The 16,079-nt window shown below is 60.5% G+C and carries 11 protein-coding genes; 5 read left to right on the forward strand and 6 right to left on the reverse strand.

All coding sequences use genetic code 11. The annotated features are described in order from the left end of the window. Window positions 1–102: 102 nt before the first annotated feature. Together fabD and AC3IR3_RS10760 are read right to left on the reverse strand one after the other, a co-directional pair. A complete protein-coding gene (fabD, locus tag AC3IR3_RS10755) occupies window positions 103–3,447 on the reverse strand; it encodes an ACP S-malonyltransferase (protein WP_489191973.1) in 3,345 nt (1,114 codons plus the stop codon). Window positions 3,448–3,692: 245 nt separating this feature from the next. Next, entirely contained in the window at window positions 3,693–3,914 is a 222-nt protein-coding gene (locus AC3IR3_RS10760) for an MbtH family protein (protein WP_489191975.1), read from the reverse strand. Window positions 3,915–4,574: 660 nt separating this feature from the next. Here AC3IR3_RS10760 and AC3IR3_RS10765 point away from each other — a divergent pair. Both AC3IR3_RS10765 and AC3IR3_RS10770 read left to right on the forward strand, forming a co-directional pair. Then, window positions 4,575–7,253 (forward strand): TonB-dependent receptor, encoded by a 2,679-nt coding sequence (locus AC3IR3_RS10765; protein ID WP_489225019.1) that lies wholly within the window; start codon window positions 4,575–4,577, stop codon window positions 7,251–7,253. A 32-nt stretch (window positions 7,254–7,285) separates the two neighbouring features. Next, window positions 7,286–8,284, forward strand: a complete 999-nt coding sequence (locus AC3IR3_RS10770) for a YncE family protein (RefSeq protein ID WP_489191978.1) — start codon at window positions 7,286–7,288, stop codon at window positions 8,282–8,284. A 97-nt stretch (window positions 8,285–8,381) separates the two neighbouring features. On the opposite strand, the gene rsgA is transcribed toward AC3IR3_RS10770, so the two are convergent. The 3 genes from rsgA to AC3IR3_RS10785 form a co-directional block, all read right to left on the reverse strand. Beyond that, the gene (rsgA, locus tag AC3IR3_RS10775) at window positions 8,382–9,437 is read right to left on the reverse strand and encodes a ribosome small subunit-dependent GTPase A (protein ID WP_489191979.1); all 1,056 of its coding nucleotides are present in this window, start codon (window positions 9,435–9,437) and stop codon (window positions 8,382–8,384) included. Window positions 9,438–9,744: 307 nt separating this feature from the next. Next, the gene (locus AC3IR3_RS10780) at window positions 9,745–10,215 is read right to left on the reverse strand and encodes a hypothetical protein (protein WP_489191980.1); all 471 of its coding nucleotides are present in this window, start codon (window positions 10,213–10,215) and stop codon (window positions 9,745–9,747) included. 59 nt (window positions 10,216–10,274) lie between these two features. Beyond that, window positions 10,275–11,189, reverse strand: a complete 915-nt coding sequence (locus AC3IR3_RS10785) for a LysR family transcriptional regulator (RefSeq protein ID WP_489191982.1) — start codon at window positions 11,187–11,189, stop codon at window positions 10,275–10,277. 144 nt (window positions 11,190–11,333) lie between these two features. On the opposite strand from AC3IR3_RS10785, the gene AC3IR3_RS10790 reads away from it, so the two are divergent. Together AC3IR3_RS10790 and AC3IR3_RS10795 are read left to right on the forward strand one after the other, a co-directional pair. Beyond that, the gene (locus tag AC3IR3_RS10790) at window positions 11,334–11,873 is read left to right on the forward strand and encodes a lipocalin-like domain-containing protein (RefSeq protein WP_489191984.1); all 540 of its coding nucleotides are present in this window, start codon (window positions 11,334–11,336) and stop codon (window positions 11,871–11,873) included. A 99-nt stretch (window positions 11,874–11,972) separates the two neighbouring features. Continuing rightward, the gene (locus tag AC3IR3_RS10795) at window positions 11,973–13,268 is read left to right on the forward strand and encodes a WD40/YVTN/BNR-like repeat-containing protein (protein ID WP_489191986.1); all 1,296 of its coding nucleotides are present in this window, start codon (window positions 11,973–11,975) and stop codon (window positions 13,266–13,268) included. 18 nt (window positions 13,269–13,286) lie between these two features. Here AC3IR3_RS10795 and AC3IR3_RS10800 read toward each other — a convergent pair whose 3' ends face one another. Then, the gene (locus AC3IR3_RS10800) at window positions 13,287–14,708 is read right to left on the reverse strand and encodes a coniferyl aldehyde dehydrogenase (protein WP_489191987.1); all 1,422 of its coding nucleotides are present in this window, start codon (window positions 14,706–14,708) and stop codon (window positions 13,287–13,289) included. 184 nt (window positions 14,709–14,892) lie between these two features. Here AC3IR3_RS10800 and AC3IR3_RS10805 point away from each other — a divergent pair, with 184 nt between their 5' ends. Continuing rightward, entirely contained in the window at window positions 14,893–15,921 is a 1,029-nt protein-coding gene (locus tag AC3IR3_RS10805; protein WP_489191989.1) for an AraC family transcriptional regulator, read from the forward strand. Window positions 15,922–16,079: the final 158 nt, after the last annotated feature.

The raw sequence follows: 16,079 nt of genomic DNA on the forward strand, positions 1-16,079 counted from the left end.
TGCTTTCGGATGCTGGTTCCGTCAACCCGATCGGCCGGGTTGAAACGGCGGGCCCCCTCGCCCGGGCGACGCCAATCGGGTCACCCATTCCCCATCGATGTTTCAGCTACTGAGAAAGCGGGCAAAGGACCGCGTCAGATGTTCCGCCGTGGCATCCATGATCTTGATTGCAATGTGATCCACGTGCCGCTTGGTCCATTGCTCAAGTTCCGTCCCTTTTACCCATTGATTGAACGAGCCCAATGCCGGTCCCGTCTGGATCTGATAATTCACCCGATCGTCGCCCTTGCCTTCCATGGCAATGCGGGTGCAGTAGGCGAAGTACCAGCGAAACACCAGCGCCATCTTGTGCTTCGCATTTGCGTCGGCCTTGGCAATTTCGTGGTCCAGGTTTACCGACCTGAAATAACTTGCCGTCTCGTTCCATATTTCATCGAACGTCTTCTTGAAGAACGTGCTTTCCAGCTGGTGCCGGGTACGCGCCGGTATATCGTCCAGGCTATCGTAATGACGATATAGCGAAAGCAGCTTGTTCGCCCGCGCCGGGAAGAAGACGGACTTCTTCATCACCTGAACCTGCGCGCCAATTTCGAACATGTCCCCCGCCGGCGCATATTCGGTGTCCTGGATGTCCATTTCCTGAAGCATCGACTTTCCGTCCGGGCTCATACCCGCTTCCACGGTGCATTGGTTGATCGAGCCGGTCGCGACGAAATCGGCGCCAAGCAGGAATGCCGCGGCCGCGGCTTCGGGGCCACCGATGCCGCCTGCCAGTCCCATGCAAATGGGTTCCATGTAGCGATGCGTCCGCTGCATATCGTCACGGAGTCGCAGCAAAGGTGGCAGCATCACCGCCACGATGCCGCCATCGGTATGGCCGCCGGAGTCGGCTTCGACGCAGATGTCGTGACTGACGGGAATGCTTTGCGACCATTCCGCCTGCTGCGGCGTTATCTGGTGGCGCTCAAGCAACCTCTCCACGATCGCGGGCGGCGACGGACTCATGAACGCCTTTGCCACTTCCGGACGGGATACCTTCGCTACGATGCGATGGTCGCAAACGATCTCGTTACGCGTATTCGTACGCAGCCCCTGCAAGCGAAACTTGACCAGGGCGGGCGTCATTTGCATGAAGGCCGCGGCCTCGATGTTCCTGATTCCGTACTTGAGATAGAGATCGACCACCGCTTCTTCTTGAGAGGGGTATTCATAATTCGCCAACAGGTTCATGCCGTACGGCTGACCCGCATTCAACTCGGCCTGTATGCGTACGATGTTCGCCTCGATCTTTTGCAGCGAAAGCCCGCCCGCACCGAAGAAGCTCAGGAAGCCCGCCTTGCCCATCCTTACAACCAGCTCGGTGGAGGCGACACCGCGATACATCGCGCCGGCCATATAGGCGTACTTCAAGCCAAACCGGCGCTGAAACACCTCGCTGCCAAGCGACGTTGCGTTTACCAGAATCGGCGCGGCGCGCTGGTCTGTTTCGCGAGCCACTTCGACTGCGCGCGCATTCGATACCCGCTCATCCGCCACGTTACCCATGTCGGGATCGTTCACGGGTTGGGCGTCCGAAACATCGTCGAATATAGGTGTTTCCGTGGTTCGTATGTCGTGCACCATTTTCGAAAGTACGTTTCCTCCGATTTCCTGGAACTCGATATCGCCTTTCCCCATCACATAGCGAATCGAGTCCACCCATTGCACCGACGTCGCGATCTGACGGGCCAGCGTCTCGGCAATGCGAGTCGGGTCATAAGGACGGGCGGTAGCATTGGCGATCACCGTAACTTCCGGTGCCGCAAACGAGAATTGCTGCAGGAAGCCGGCGAATTCGGCTTGCGCCGAGCGCATGTGGCGGGAATGGAATGCCGCGCTGACATTCAACGTCACGCAACGCAGCTTCATTCGCGAAAATAGCTCGGATGCCGCGGCGAGTGCGTCTTTATCGCCGGCGATAACCGTTTGCGCAGGTGTATTGAAGTTGGCGATATCGATCTGGCCGAGGTCATGCGCATCGAGCATCGCCCTGATTTCCCTGGCCGACGCGCCGAGCACGGCCGCCATCCCGCCACCGCTGGCCATGCCCATCAGTTCTCCCCGTTTTTTAACGAGGCGAAGCCCCGTTTCGAAAGAAAACACCCCAGCCGCCAGCAAGGCGTTGTACTCACCGAGACTGTGCCCTGCGAAGAAATCCGGCGGCGGACCGGCTTCGTTGGCGGCATCCATTGCTCGCTGCCGGAAGTAATGCAGGGCATTGACGACAAACAACGCTGGCTGGGTGTACTGCGTCTGCGACAAGAGCCCTTGCCTGTCGTTCAGACACAGATCTTCCAGCGAGTACCCGAGAATGTCGGATGCTTTCCCAACCTGTTCCGGAAAGAGTGGAAAGAGGTCCTTGCCCATGCCCCTGAACTGGGAGCCCTGGCCGGGGAAGATGATTGCCTTCATTTTGCGTGACTCCGGGATGCGCCTGTTCTGTACCTGTCCGTCTCGATGCGACGTCAGTTCACTCAACCGGTCCATGTCGCCACCGAATGGCGACATCACATGGTGTATCTGTGATTTCGAATCGTCCGGCAATCCATACTTCAGGAACGTCGCCATCGTTCCGCCCGGGCTGACATCGATATAGCGATAGCTGTCCTGCGATTCGATCAGGTCAAGGGTTTGCGAGAAGAGAATGGGATCGCGCACGACCGACCAGAAATGACCGGTGGGCAAGGTGTGCAATACCGTGCCGGTAGCGCAACAGATGACGGGAACGTTGCCTTGCCCAAATGGAAGCGTTTGCAGGAATGCCTGATATGGCTTTCTGGCGGTATCGATCCAGCGCGAATGAAAAGCGAAGCCGACCGGAAGCCGCTGGAACGCCACGCCATGCCCGCGAAGACCGGCTTCAACCGCCGCGACGTTCCGTTCCGGTAATGAGATCACCGAGTGCGTCGTGAAATTGCGCGCTCCGAGTTCGCAGAGCGCAAGCAATTCCGGCGTGAGATAGCGCTCCGGCTCGCCCATGACCGCGATCATGCAACCAGGCTCGCCATATTCTTCCAGCGCGATCGCCTGCTCGATCACCGCGAGTAACGCGGCATCCGGATCGATGCAACCTGCCACCGCGGCAGCGGCAAATGCACCCAGGCTCGCGCCCAGAACCATATCGACTCGCACGCCATGGTCGATCAGCGACTTCGCCAATGCATACTCCACCATGAAGATGGCGCAGTGACTGTGCAAAAGACGATTGAGCGGAATATCCCTGGTATTGCGTTCCGCAAACAGCACGCTCAGTACCGATTCGCCGCAACGTTCGCGCACCACGCGATCCGCGTGCCGCATGGTGGTACGAAAGCTCTTATCGCGCTCAAACAGCTCCCGGCCCATCTGAAAATGATGGGAGCCCTGCCCTGAAAAAAGAAGTATGGTTTTCACAAGCGACGCACCCATCCTGGGCCATAGTTCCGCCTCGAAATCACACCATCCACCAAGGTCTGGGTGAGTGGGCGAATTTGAAATTCATGGCAGACCGCGCAACCACTCCCCCCCTGGGGCGTGCGGACAAACTGGAACATGGCGTCCGGAAGTAAAGACAAACGAACAGCAGACGCTCATCTGGCATGTCAATGACCCAGGATAGGATGCAGTTTTTATATTTCACTTAGCCCCTCGCGACGATGCCGCTCGCGATGAAGCTAATCGGACTGCATGGACTCCATCCGCGCGCGAAGTGAAAGTGGACGCATGTCTGTCCATACCTCGCTGACGAACTCAAGACAGGATTCTTTCGAGCCTTGTTTGCCGGCTTTCATCCACCCTTGCGGCAACGCCTTAATCACCGGCCAGATCGAATACTGACCTTCCTGGTTGACGACCACTTCGTACATCGCTTCTGACGGACTCGAACTGGTAGACATGCGCGCTCCTTTGCTAAAGAAAGACGCAATCGCCTTTACCGCGCGATTGACGTGTCACTACCTGGAAACGATGGCTTGTACGGGGGTTTGGGTATCGACCAGCCCATCGGAAAGATTGGGTAATCGGAGCGATCTGAAGCTGCCGCGTTCGCATTGTTCCGCCGGAATATCGGCGTGTCGGCAGGAAGGCCCGGGTCGTCCCCATTACGCATCAGCTTGACCCCTTGAGTCCATTCACAAGATTGCATGGAGCAGGCCCATGCCACCGAATTCCCTGTCCTCTTATTCTTCGAAGAATACGGGCCGCATTGCAAGCGGCATGATCTTGCGATTAATCGCAAGAACTTATTATTCAGTCAGGACTAACTAATTGCACGCGAGAGACTTTTCAGTTCGTGCCCTGGATCACGCTCGTACCGAACTTTCCCGATTACTGTTTGCGGTTGCCGAAAATATTCAATCTGGCATTCTCTGCGCCAACAGCACGTTTATCGGATAACCCTTTCCCGAACTATCGGGTAATTGCATCCAACTCAGCATTAGCTAAGCGCCCGGTAATCGGAAGGTCACGCCCGCCTCCTAAGTTGAAAGAGCCACTCCATGCAGATGGAAGCGCATTTTTTGCGCCAGTGGACCTTTTTTCTTATCGGGGCATAACTAGTGCAACCCTCAAAACTGCGTCACGCATTGCTACGTGGCATTCATTGCACCGCACTGGTGAGCTTGAGCTCATTCTGTCTGCCGGGCCTGGTTCTGGCGAACAGTCCATCTCCGCCGGACAATCGCTCGGCTACGAGCACGGATACCCACGGAGACGCCGCAAGTACCTCGGCGAACGACGATGCCGAAGCCCCGGATCGCGTGAAAAAGGACGTGAAAGACCTGCAGGGCGTGCACGTTGTCGCTCCGCGTACCACTGAGGAAATGGCACGAAAGACTCAGGAAAACGCGCCCAACCTGATCAACATACGTACCGGCGACGAAATCCGTGCGTTGCCCGACGTCAACGCGGCCGAAGCGGTTCGCCGTATTCCCGGCGTCTCGCTTGAAACCGACGAGGGCGAAGGTCGCTACGTCAATATTCGTGGATTCGATGCCGATCTGAACAGCACGACCTATGCCGGCGTGCGCTTATTGCCGACGAACAATGCGTCGCCCTTTGGCGGCTATCGTGGCGTGGCGCTGGATTCCATTCCTACCGGCTTTATCGGTGCGGTCGCCGTGACCAAGTCGAATCTGCCGCGCCAGGATGCCGAGGCGTTGGGAGGGACGATCGAGGTCTTGCCGAAGACGGCACCCGACGAACAGGGTCCGTTTCTCGAAGGCGACGTAGGCGGCGGCTATGAAAAACTACGCGGCACGCCGGTCACCAATTATTCGCTCGCCGGTGGCGGACGGTTTGGTCCGTTCTCCATCGTTCTGACGGCATCGAGCCACGTCGATTCGCGCGGTATCGACGATGTCGAGCCCGCCTACTTCAACGACAGCGCGCATCCCTATCAGGCGGTCAACGACATCGAGCAGCGCGACTATGAGCTGCATCGCCGCCGGCATGGTTACGCCATGGACCTGGGCTATCAGCTGGACGACGACAATCAGTGGTACTTCCGTGCCTTCGAAGCGGGCTATACGGAGGAATACAAGCGTCAGTACATGGATGTGATTCCCGACGGCAATACCACCACGCAGGCCAACGGGGCGTTGCAGGACACCCTGACCTTTCCTGGCGCCATCACCAAGTCGCTACGCGACGAAAAGGAAACCTCCCGGGAACGTTTCTATATGCTTGGCGGCAAGAATACGCTTGGCGATACGACGATCGACTATCACGTCGCTTACGTCGAAGGTACGTATAAGAAGCCGTACGACTACAACTCCACCTTTACGTACAACTCGCCATCGATGTCGGCCGGGCAGATTTCCTATAGCCCGACCGGACCCGGCCATGTGCCTCTGTACACGATCACGGGTGCGCCGGGCTATCTGGACCCCGCGAACTACACGCTGAGCGCGATCAACAACAGTACCGCCAGCAATTTCGACCGCGAGCTGTCGTATGCGGCCAACTCGAAGACACCGGTCAGCTGGGGCAACCTGACCGACGAGTCGCTCAATTTCGGCGTGAGCATCCGTCAGCGGCACAAGCAAACGACATCGCAGCCTTATGCCATCGACACGACATCGCTTCCCCTGACCGCTGTCTCCGGTGGCGTCAACGAGACGTACTACGACGGCAATTACCAGAACGGCGTCGACATTGTTCCGGGAGCGCTGCAGCAGATATTCGGTTACGGCACGATCGGGCCTGGCGAAGTGCTGAGCAGTCAGAAGCAGTTCCTCGACGCACATGAGGACATTTACGCCGGTTACGGCGAGTACACGGCGACTTACGGCAATCTGGGCATTCTGGGTGGCGTGCGCTATGAGCAGACCCGGGATCGCAGCAACGCATTCTCGGCGGGAGTGGATGCGGATGGCAATTCCTTCGCCACGCCGCTCAGCACTAAACACAGCTACCACAACTTCTTCCCCAGCCTGCAGTTTCGTTACGAGCTCGCGCCGGACACGATCCTGCGTGCCGCATACTCCTCCACCATCGGCCGGCCCGGCTTCAATCAGGCCAATCCCGCGCTCAACGTGGATCTCGGATCGGGCATCGTCACTACCGGCAATCCCCAGCTGAAACCAGCGAAGGCCAACAGCTTCGACCTGAGCATCGAGCGTTATCTGCCGGATGGCGGTATTGTTTCCGCGGGAATTTTCGACAAGGAAATTTCCGACTACATCGTTCCTATTCAGACCACGCAGACGTTCGATAACAGTCTCTTTCCCGGCAACTCGCAGCCGCTACGCGTCTTTACCTATAAGAACATCGGCTCTTCCTATGCGCGAGGCATGGAACTGAACTGGAGCCAGCAGTTCCAGCACCTGCCGGGCTGGCTCGACGGCCTCGGCGCGGCGGCCAACTACACCTGGGTCGATTCACGTATTGAAATCCGGCCCGGCGAGTATTCGCTGCTGCCGTCGACGTCGAAGAACACGTGGAACGCATCGGTGTTCTACAAGCGCGCAGGCTTCATGCTCAACCTTGCCGCCTACTCCGCCTCCGCCGACCTGTTCAGCGTCGGCACCGACCGCACGAGCGACGTCTACAACGCGACGCGTACGTCGATGGACTTCAGCGCCAGTTATCAGTTTCCCGAAAGCTGGACGATCTATCTTTACGTGAAGAACCTGCTCGACACGCCACATGCGTTCTATCAGGGCACGACGGATCGCCCCATCCAGCGCGAATTCTACGGACTGACCTATCTGGCGGGTGTGCGCTTCCAGTTCTGATCGCCCCCATTGCAACATTCAAGGACAACTCGATGAAGACTATTGCACGGACTATCGCACTCACCGTTCTTCTTGGCGCTCCCTTATGCGCGGCCGCGGCCACCCCGCAGACTTATCAGGTCACGCAACGGTACGCGCTGGGCGGATTGGGCAGCTGGGACTATCTGACGCTGGATCCCTCGTCTCACAACCTTTTCATCGCGCGCGACGACCGCCTCATGGTGGTCGACACGAGCAATGGAAAGATCGTGGGCGAGATTCCCGGCATGGAGCACGCGCACGGCGTGGCGATTATTCCGAAGCCGCATCGGGCCTACGCCACCAGCGGCCATGGCAACTTTGTCAGTGTGATCGATCTCGATACGCTCAAGGTGACCGGCAAGATCGCCGTTAGCGGCAAGAACCCGGACGCCATCATCTACGACAGCGCGTCGCGCCACGTTCTGGCCATGAATGGCGACAGTAACTCGATCAGCGTCATCGATCCGGATAGCGGCAAAGAGCTGAAGACGATCGCGCTCGAAGGAAATCCCGAGTTCGCGACGAGCGATGGCGCCGGCAACGTCTACGTCAATCTGGAAGACAAAGGCGAGCTGGCACACATCGACATCAACGCCGGCGTAGTCAAACACAACTGGTCGCTGGCCCCGTGCGAAGGCCCCACCGGCCTTGCCCTGGACAGCGCGCACAAGCGTCTGTTCTCGGTATGCGCGAACGGCTGGCTCATCGTGACCGATGCGAACGACGGCCATCAGGTCGCGAAAATCCAGGTAGACAAGAAGCCCGATGCCGTCGCTTACGACGCACAGACGCAGACCATCTTCAGCCCGGGTCGCGAAGGCATCCTGAATGTCATCCATCAGGACGACGCGGACCATTACACCCCGGTCGCGACCGTTCCCACCATGAAGTACGCGCGCACGCTGGCGCTGGATCCGGCTTCGCATAGCCTGTATCTCGTCGGGGCAAAAAGCGCGGAACGTGGCCAGCCGGTAAGCGACTTTACGATGTTGGTCGTAGGTGCGCACTAAGTCCCCGCATCGTCGATAAATCGATGCTGTAAAGAAGGTTGCTCGCGTCGTCATCTTGGGTGACGACGCGAATGACTGGCCGCGCCCTAACGTCCGGTCAGTCATAGCGCCCTTTCTTCTCGCGTTGCGCTCTTTGCACGTCCCGGTTCAGTTTTCCGAACTGGCGGTTCCGATCGTGACGTTCCTTCAGCGTACTCGATGCATGCGCCGATTCGCGTAACAGCTTTCTGTAGTTGACGAGCCGACGGGCATCCAGACGACCATCGGTAATAGCCTGCTCGACGGCGCAACCGGCATTGCCTTCGTGACTGCAATCGCTGAACCTGCATTGCACCGCGAATGCCGCAATATCGTCGAACACGGTGCTCATCCCCGTTTCGACGGCACCGACACGCAGTTCGCGCATGCCCGGCGTATCGATCACCCATGCTCCCGACGGCAACGCAAACATGTCGCGTGAGGTGGTGGTGTGCCTGCCCCTGGCATCGTCCTCGCGGATGCCGCCCGTTGTCTGCGTGTCGCTGCCAACCAGCGTATTGGCCAGTGTCGACTTGCCCACGCCGGACGAACCGACGAAGGCCACCGTTTGTCCGTGTTCCAGCCATCGGGCCAGTTGCCCGACGGAGGCTGTCGAGGTGGCATCGATTGCCGCGATGGCGACGTCGGCCGCTATCGTGCGTGTGGCATCGATGTAGCCGTCGACATCCGCGCACAGGTCGGACTTGGTCAACACGACGACCGGTTCGACACCCGCCTCGAAGGCGACCGAAAGATAGCGCTCCAGCCGCGACAGATTGAAGTCGTCGTTGCACGATGTGACGACGAACAAGGTATCGAGGTTGGCGGCGATCGTCTGCGTGCCCTGCCCGGTGCCAGCGGCGATACGCGCGATCGACGAGTGCCGTTCGATCGTGCGCAGCACCCGCGCGGCGTCCATTTCGAGCAGTACCCAGTCGCCAACGGTAGCGGCGGATTCAAGGTTGTGGGGAAGGACGACCGTGGCCAGGCCGCGGCTGGACAGCACGGACAAGCCACTGCGATGCACGCCAACGACACGGGCGGGATAACCCGCCTCGAAATCCTCGAGCGTCAGATGCTGGGCGAAACCCGGCCGCCAGCCGAGCTGGTGGAGCGAGAAAGTCTGAAACGACATGCGTGGAACCCCAATGAATAGCGAAACGCAGCGACCGCCCTTGCGGGAGGTCGAACGAAAGCCGGGGTCAACACGCGAAACGAATGGGGATGTGCCGGAAAGCGGCCATCCGGACGAGCGGATTTAGCGCAACGTCGACCCGGCGAGGATGTGAACTTCAACATTCATGATTTTCTATACCTCGCTGTGGTTGGGTGGACGGGATGCGCAGAATAGTGCCGCGCATCGCGGTGTGCAAGTCCGGCATGACGAATGTCGATGTATGCCGTGCCGTTTTCCCCTCGGGAACCGACCGATCGCGGAACCGTCAGTTCTGACGGATGGAGTGCGTTTCCGGCGCGGCCGCGGGCCGGGCGAAGTAGTCGCGCGTTTTGCGCCCGAACATCACGAACCCGAGGTAGGCAAGAAACCCGACGCCCATCGCAACGTTCGCGATTTGCGCGCCCGCTTTCTCGGCCGCGCCATTGAGCGGGAACAACGGTGTGGGATCGGGCGTGAGGAGTGCCTCGAAACCCACGGCGCAGAACATTACCGCGAAGCAGACGGTCACGCCCCGTCCCCATGAGGGACGCTTGAAAATGGCATATAGCGTCAAGGCGGACAGAACGATCTCGACGATAAGCCTGAGCCACCGTCCCGCGTACCCAAGCACGGAAATTTCTCCGGTGCCGACCATCTCGAATCTGCCTGCGATATGGACAACGCCGGAAATCGAAAACAGCAGTACCAGGCCGCTGATAACCAGCGTAAACAGAATAATTACCGGCTTCCCGCGCATGCGCTCCCCTTGTTGGCGTCCGTGCTGTTGTCGCGAATCTACCGCATCGGGTGAGCTTGCTAAAGCGCCATGGGCCGGTCGTGCGATCCCAGCGGCAGCCGTTCGGCCATTTCCGCCTGCAGGAAATCGATAAACCGGCGAACGCGCGCCGGCTGAAATGTATTGGGGTGGTATAGCGCGTGGATCGGTGCGGGCGCGAACCATTCGTCCGCGTGTACGAGTTCCAGACGCCCTTCGCGTACATCCTTCGTCACGGCCCATAGCTGCCGGTATGCGAATCCCCTGCCCTGGATCGCCCATAGCCGGATGACTTCGCTGTCCGTGCACTCGTGATAGCGCCTTACCCGCACCGTCGTTTCGCCGAGGCGCCATTCGTTGCGCGGTCCGGCGCTGGTCGTAAGCACCAGCGCCGGAAGATCGGCCAGGTCTTCGGGACGCGACGGCATGCCGTGCGCCGCGATAAAAGCCGGCGACGCGCAGACGACACGCCAGCTGTTCGCCAGGTGGCGGGCAATGAGATGACTGTCTTCGAGGGGACCGACTCTTATGGCGACATCGACATCGTCGGGAACGAACCGCGATAGCGAGTCCGATAGCGTCAGGACAATACGGACGTCGGGATGGACACCCATGAATCCATCGAGGATATCGATCAGCAGATTGCGCCCCAGATCGGATGGCGCAGAGATGCGCAGCGTGCCGCTCACGCCATCGGTACCGCTGCGAACGGCGCGCTCGGCTTCCTGCATGGTGTCGATGACGATCCGGCAATAGCCGATATAGGTCCGGCCTTCGTCGGTCGGACGCAGTTGCCTCGTCGTTCTTTCGAACAGCCGCGCGCCCAGTGCCGCTTCGATGCGTTGTACGCATGCGCTCGCGGCCGCGGGCGACAAACCATTGCGGCGACCTGCCGCGGACAGGCTGCCGAGGTCGGCTGCATCGACGAGAAGCTGCATGTCGCTCAGACGATTCAATGCTGCCGATCCCTGATGCGGAAGGCCGCGGGCATCGCATCATCTTCAAATAGGATTTGAAGGTCAATACAGATCAAGGCCAATTATCAAATCCACATGCCGGCGCCACGATGCCTCACGCCCTCCCTCACCCAAGGTGATCCCATGCAGCGCTTCAAGACGTCCCTGCTCGTTTCCCTCCTGGCGCTGGCCACCGCATCGCCGATGGCCATGGCGGCCTCGGGCGGCGATACCGCCGGCGGCCCCATGCCGGTACCGAAAGACCTCGTCGGCGCCTGGACCCTCGTCCGCTGCGACAACGTATATCCCGACGGGCATCGTGTCGAACTCTACGGCCCGAACCCCGAGGGGCTCTGGCTGATCGACGCCGACGGCGACTACATGATGCATATCGTCCGGGCGAAGCGGACAGCGTTCGCGGTAAACGACAAGTCCAAAGGCACGCCCGACGAATATCGGGCGGCGTCGATGGACAGCAACTCCCATTACGGCCACGTGAGTGTCGACGGGATGGTGATGCGAACCCATATACAGCGGGCGTCGTTTCCGAACTGGGATGGAAAAGGTGGCGACACGACGTATACGCTCAAAGGCGACGAACTGACGTACACCGTGGCCAAGCCATCGAGCGGCGCTGCCGAAGGCGCGCATGGCGAGGTCGTCTGGCGGCGGGTGCATTCGTAACGCCGACGACCGGTCGTCGACCCGGAATCCGGGCCGGCGGCTGCCGGTGACGACCAGACCGTTATAGGATGCGAGCCTGCATTCAGGCTCCTATTCATCATGACGATTCGCTGGCTCGGTTCGATGTTGTGCGGTTTGACGCTATGTGCCTGTTCCGCGCAAGCCCCGTCGCCAAAGGTGGCGTCGACTCAGGCCGCCACGGCGGCACAGGCACAGGCACAGGCACAGGCAGCCTATCCTCGCTGCCCGTCTTCCGCTGGGGCCGGTAAGTGCTTCGATCTGTCCGATGGACTCAATCCGTATGAGTTCACCGCGAAAGATTACAAAGCACTTGCCGTGCCGCTTCAATCGCAGGGTCACGCCGCGACCGCGTTCGGACTGCCCGGCGCCGATACATTCTTTAACGACATCGCCGTGAGCTCGTCCGGCCGCGTCTATGCCGTCGGCGGCCCGGGCTTGCAGGTGGCCACGAGCGATGGCGATTCCGGTAACTGGCATGTCGCGACGCACATGCCATACGCCAATACGCTGAACGGCATCGTGCTACGCGATGCGGATCGCGCCTTTACCGTTGGCGATTCCGCAGCGATCCTGCGCACGCAGGATGCCGGTGCGCACTGGGAAGCCTTCAATACGACCGTCCCCAGCTACAAGGATCCCCAGTACAAAGCCTTGCGCCTTGGCGGCGACGACCGGGGTAAAGCCTATGCCGTCGCCTTCGCCGATGCCGACCATGGTGTCGTGGTCGGTCAGTCGGGCGTTCGCGACACCGTCGAAGCGGGCATCCTGCGCACCGGCGATGGGGGCCAACACTGGGAGCGAGTCGCGCTACCCAACGCGCCCGAGAACGTTGCCTTGCAGCAGGTGACCTTCGCGAATGCGCAAAAGGGATGGGCCATCGGCAGCCTCGGGACGGTCCTGCGCACGGACGACGCCGGTGCCGGATGGACCGTCGTGCCCCTCGGCGGCACCGATGTCCATCTTATGGGACTGAGTTTCAGCGGCCCCGACCATGGCTGCATCGCTGGCGGCTACAAAGTGTGGTGCACATGGGACGGTGGACAGCAGTGGCAGCCGGCGATTGTCGACGTACCGAAAAAGCTCGACGAAAACGAAGCCCTGGCCATCACGCGCTTGCGCATGCGCGATGCCGACCACGGCTGGTTCATAACGCGCGACGGCCTGATTTTCACCAGCGAGGACGGCGGCCGGCACTGGAAGCTATGGATGAATGTGGTCGAGGCTGCGCACGGCAAGCTGGAGGGGGTCGAACTCTGGGGGCTGACGATGGCACGCGATCGCGCATGGGTCGTTGGCATCGGCAGTTTCGCGGCGCCCTCGGAAGGGAAAGCATCGCTCAGCAGTTCGCCGCTTATTATTTCCTGGCCCCTGTAAGCGGATCGATATCCGGATTCAACGCACCAGCAGATCGATCATGCGCGCGGCGAACCCCTTGTAGGGTGGCTTGAGTTTGTCCGACAGCGGCCAGCGTGCCTGATGCAGTACCGGCATCATCTTGCTGAAGGTCACGAAGCCGTCGTGCCCGTGATAGTGGCCCATGCCGCTGGGTCCGATACCGCCGAATGGCAGGCTGTTGCAGGCATTGTGAAACAGCGTCTCGTTGATGCAGACGCCGCCAGCCACTACCCGCGACAGCAATTTTTCGGTGTCGGCCCGGCTGCGGCTGAAGAAGTACAGCGCCAACGGTCGATCGTGCGCATTGATATAGGCAATGGCCTCATCCAGCGTGCGATAGGTTTTGACCGGCAGGATAGGCCCGAAGATTTCTTCCTGCATTAATTTGGCGTCGTCGCCGGGATCGATCACCAGGGTCGGTGGCAGCAGGCGTTCGGCTTCGGCGCGGGCAACGTCCTTTACGTTCGCCAGAGGAATCACTTCGACATGGCGTGCGCGGGCATCGTCCAGGTAACCACGCAGGCGGCGGTACTGGGCTTCGTTGACGATACTGGTGTAATCCGGATTGCCGTCGATCTCGGGGTAACGTCGTGCCACTTCCTCACGCAGCGCCTGTACCAGCTCGTCGCGGCGCGACTGCGGCACCAGTACGTAATCGGGCGCGATGCATGTCTGCCCGGCATTGAGCAGTTTGCCCGTGGCCAACCGCGTGGCGGCTTGCGCTATCGGAAAATCCTCGCCGATCACCGCCGGCGACTTGCCGCCTAATTCCAGCGTCAACGGTGTGAGGTTGGCCGCCGCGGCGGCCATGACTTTGCGACCCACCGCTGTTGAGCCCGTGAACACCAGATGATCGAACGGCAGCGCGGCGAACGCACTGGCGACATCCGCACCGCCCAAAGCCACCGCGACACGATCGGTGGGAAACACGTCAGCCAGCAATTCGCGCAGAAATTCACTGGTGCGTGGCGTGTGTTCGGATGGCTTGAGATAGGCATGGTTGCCGGCGGCAATGGCCGTCGCCAGCGGCACCAGCGCCAGATTGACCGGATAGTTCCACGGCGAAATCACGCCCACCACGCCGACCGGCACGTAACGCACTTCGGCATGCGCTGGCCACAAACGCCAGCCGGCGCTGCGCCGCTCCTTGCGCATCCACTGACGCAGGTGCGCAACCATGTGGTCGATCTCGGTAAGCACGGTCATGCCCTCGCCGATCAGGCTTTCATGCTTCGAGCGATGGCCGAAGTCGGCGCTGACCGCGGCCGCCATGTCGTTCAGTCGCGCTTTGTACGCGCTGCGCAATCGCCGCAGATCGTCGCGACGCTGCATGTAATCCGGGCGTTGCTCCGTCCAGGCGCCGCGCAATTGCTGCAGCGTGGGTTGCAGCGTGGCGACGGGGGTTACGGCGATATCCATGAAAACTCCTGGGCCAGCATACGAACGAGTGATGCCATGTTAGGCGCATGCACAGCTTAGGCGGCAACCGCTCCCGGGCATGGGGACGAATCGGGTCAATTGCCGGGGATGCTGCGCTGCAGGGAACGGCGGGACGAAAGCCGGCGTAGTATGGGGACCATCGCGGCCACTATGGGGATCGAACGTGCCACGCCCCAAGCTTGATCCACGCCAGTTCGCACCGGAAATCGCGCCGCTGGCGCTGGCGGAACTGACCGAACTGGTGAGCGAACTTGGGGTCGCGCCCGAGCGTTTATGCGCGGATGTAGGCATCAGCAGCGCCGACATGTGCGCCGGCGAGCTGATTTCCAATCGCCAGGTCGGGCGCCTCGTCCGACGCGCCATACAACTGACCGGCCGTACCGATCTGGGCCTCGAACTGGGACGGCGCCAGAACATAAGCCACTTCGGCCTGCCCGGCTTTGCCATGACCGCGATGCGTACGTTCGGCGAGGCGGTCGAACTCGGCGTGCGTTATCAAGGGCAAAGCGGTGGCCTGATGGACGTCACCTTTGAGCTCGACGACAACTTTGCCTCCTTGATAGGGCAATCGCGCACTCGCGACCCGGTGGTGGAAACGTTCGTGGTCGAAGAGCTGTACGCCAGCGTGATGGTACTGGTCCGCATTCTTCTGGGTGGCGACTATCGTCCGCAGGCCCTCGAGCTGACCTATGCCGCACCGCCACACGCGGCACGTTATACCGAGGTGTTCGGATGCCCGGTGCGGTTCGGACAACCTCGCAACCGAGGCCTTTTTCCGCGCGAATGGTTTGCGCTGCCACTGGCCAGCCATTCGCCGGTAGCAGCCGCAGAATTGCGTGCCCTGCTGGAAACGCGCGCGCGAAGTCAGCACACACCCAATACCGTGGCATCCGTCGAACATGTGTTGCTGCAGACCGGCAACGTGGCGATGTCGGTGGAAGAAGTCGCGGCTGCGCTTGGCCTGAGCTCGCGTACTTTGCGCCGGCGCCTGAGCGAAGCCGACACGTCGTTCCGTATATTGAGCGAACGGCTGCGTGCACTCGAGGCGCAGCATTTGCTGCGCGATGAAGGACTGACGGTGGCGGAAGCCAGCGAGCATCTCGGATTCAGCGATGCGCGCGCATTCCGGCGAGCTTTCAAACGCTGGGTAGGCGAAGTACCGGGGGCCATGCGGCGCCATGCGCGCGCATAACAGCGGAAGCGCAACGGAATTGGCCGCTAGCGACCCCTGTAGCACCCATAAAGCCTGTGCTGAACTAAGGCTCTAGATATTTCGAGCCAGCACTCATGTCCGAAAGACCGTCACCGTCCGCCGCTGAACCCATGCATCCGCAGCCTTCGGCGACCCCA

The sequence above is a fragment of the Luteibacter sp. GL_149 genome (genome assembly GCF_057834065.1).

What these genes read in the sequence shown, in the direction of transcription:
- AC3IR3_RS10790 (WP_489191984.1), top strand. Translation starts at nt 11,334, where the DNA reads ATGCAGCGCTTCAAGACGTCCCTGCTCGTTTCCCTCCTGGCGCTGGCC.
- AC3IR3_RS10770 (WP_489191978.1), top strand. Translation starts at nt 7,286, where the DNA reads ATGAAGACTATTGCACGGACTATCGCACTCACCGTTCTTCTTGGCGCT.
- rsgA (WP_489191979.1), bottom strand. Translation starts at nt 9,437, where the DNA reads ATGTCGTTTCAGACTTTCTCGCTCCACCAGCTCGGCTGGCGGCCGGGT.
- AC3IR3_RS10800 (WP_489191987.1), bottom strand. Translation starts at nt 14,708, where the DNA reads ATGGATATCGCCGTAACCCCCGTCGCCACGCTGCAACCCACGCTGCAG.
- AC3IR3_RS10760 (WP_489191975.1), bottom strand. Translation starts at nt 3,914, where the DNA reads ATGTCTACCAGTTCGAGTCCGTCAGAAGCGATGTACGAAGTGGTCGTC.
- AC3IR3_RS10780 (WP_489191980.1), bottom strand. Translation starts at nt 10,215, where the DNA reads ATGCGCGGGAAGCCGGTAATTATTCTGTTTACGCTGGTTATCAGCGGC.
- fabD (WP_489191973.1), bottom strand. Translation starts at nt 3,447, where the DNA reads ATGGGTGCGTCGCTTGTGAAAACCATACTTCTTTTTTCAGGGCAGGGC.
- AC3IR3_RS10795 (WP_489191986.1), top strand. Translation starts at nt 11,973, where the DNA reads ATGACGATTCGCTGGCTCGGTTCGATGTTGTGCGGTTTGACGCTATGT.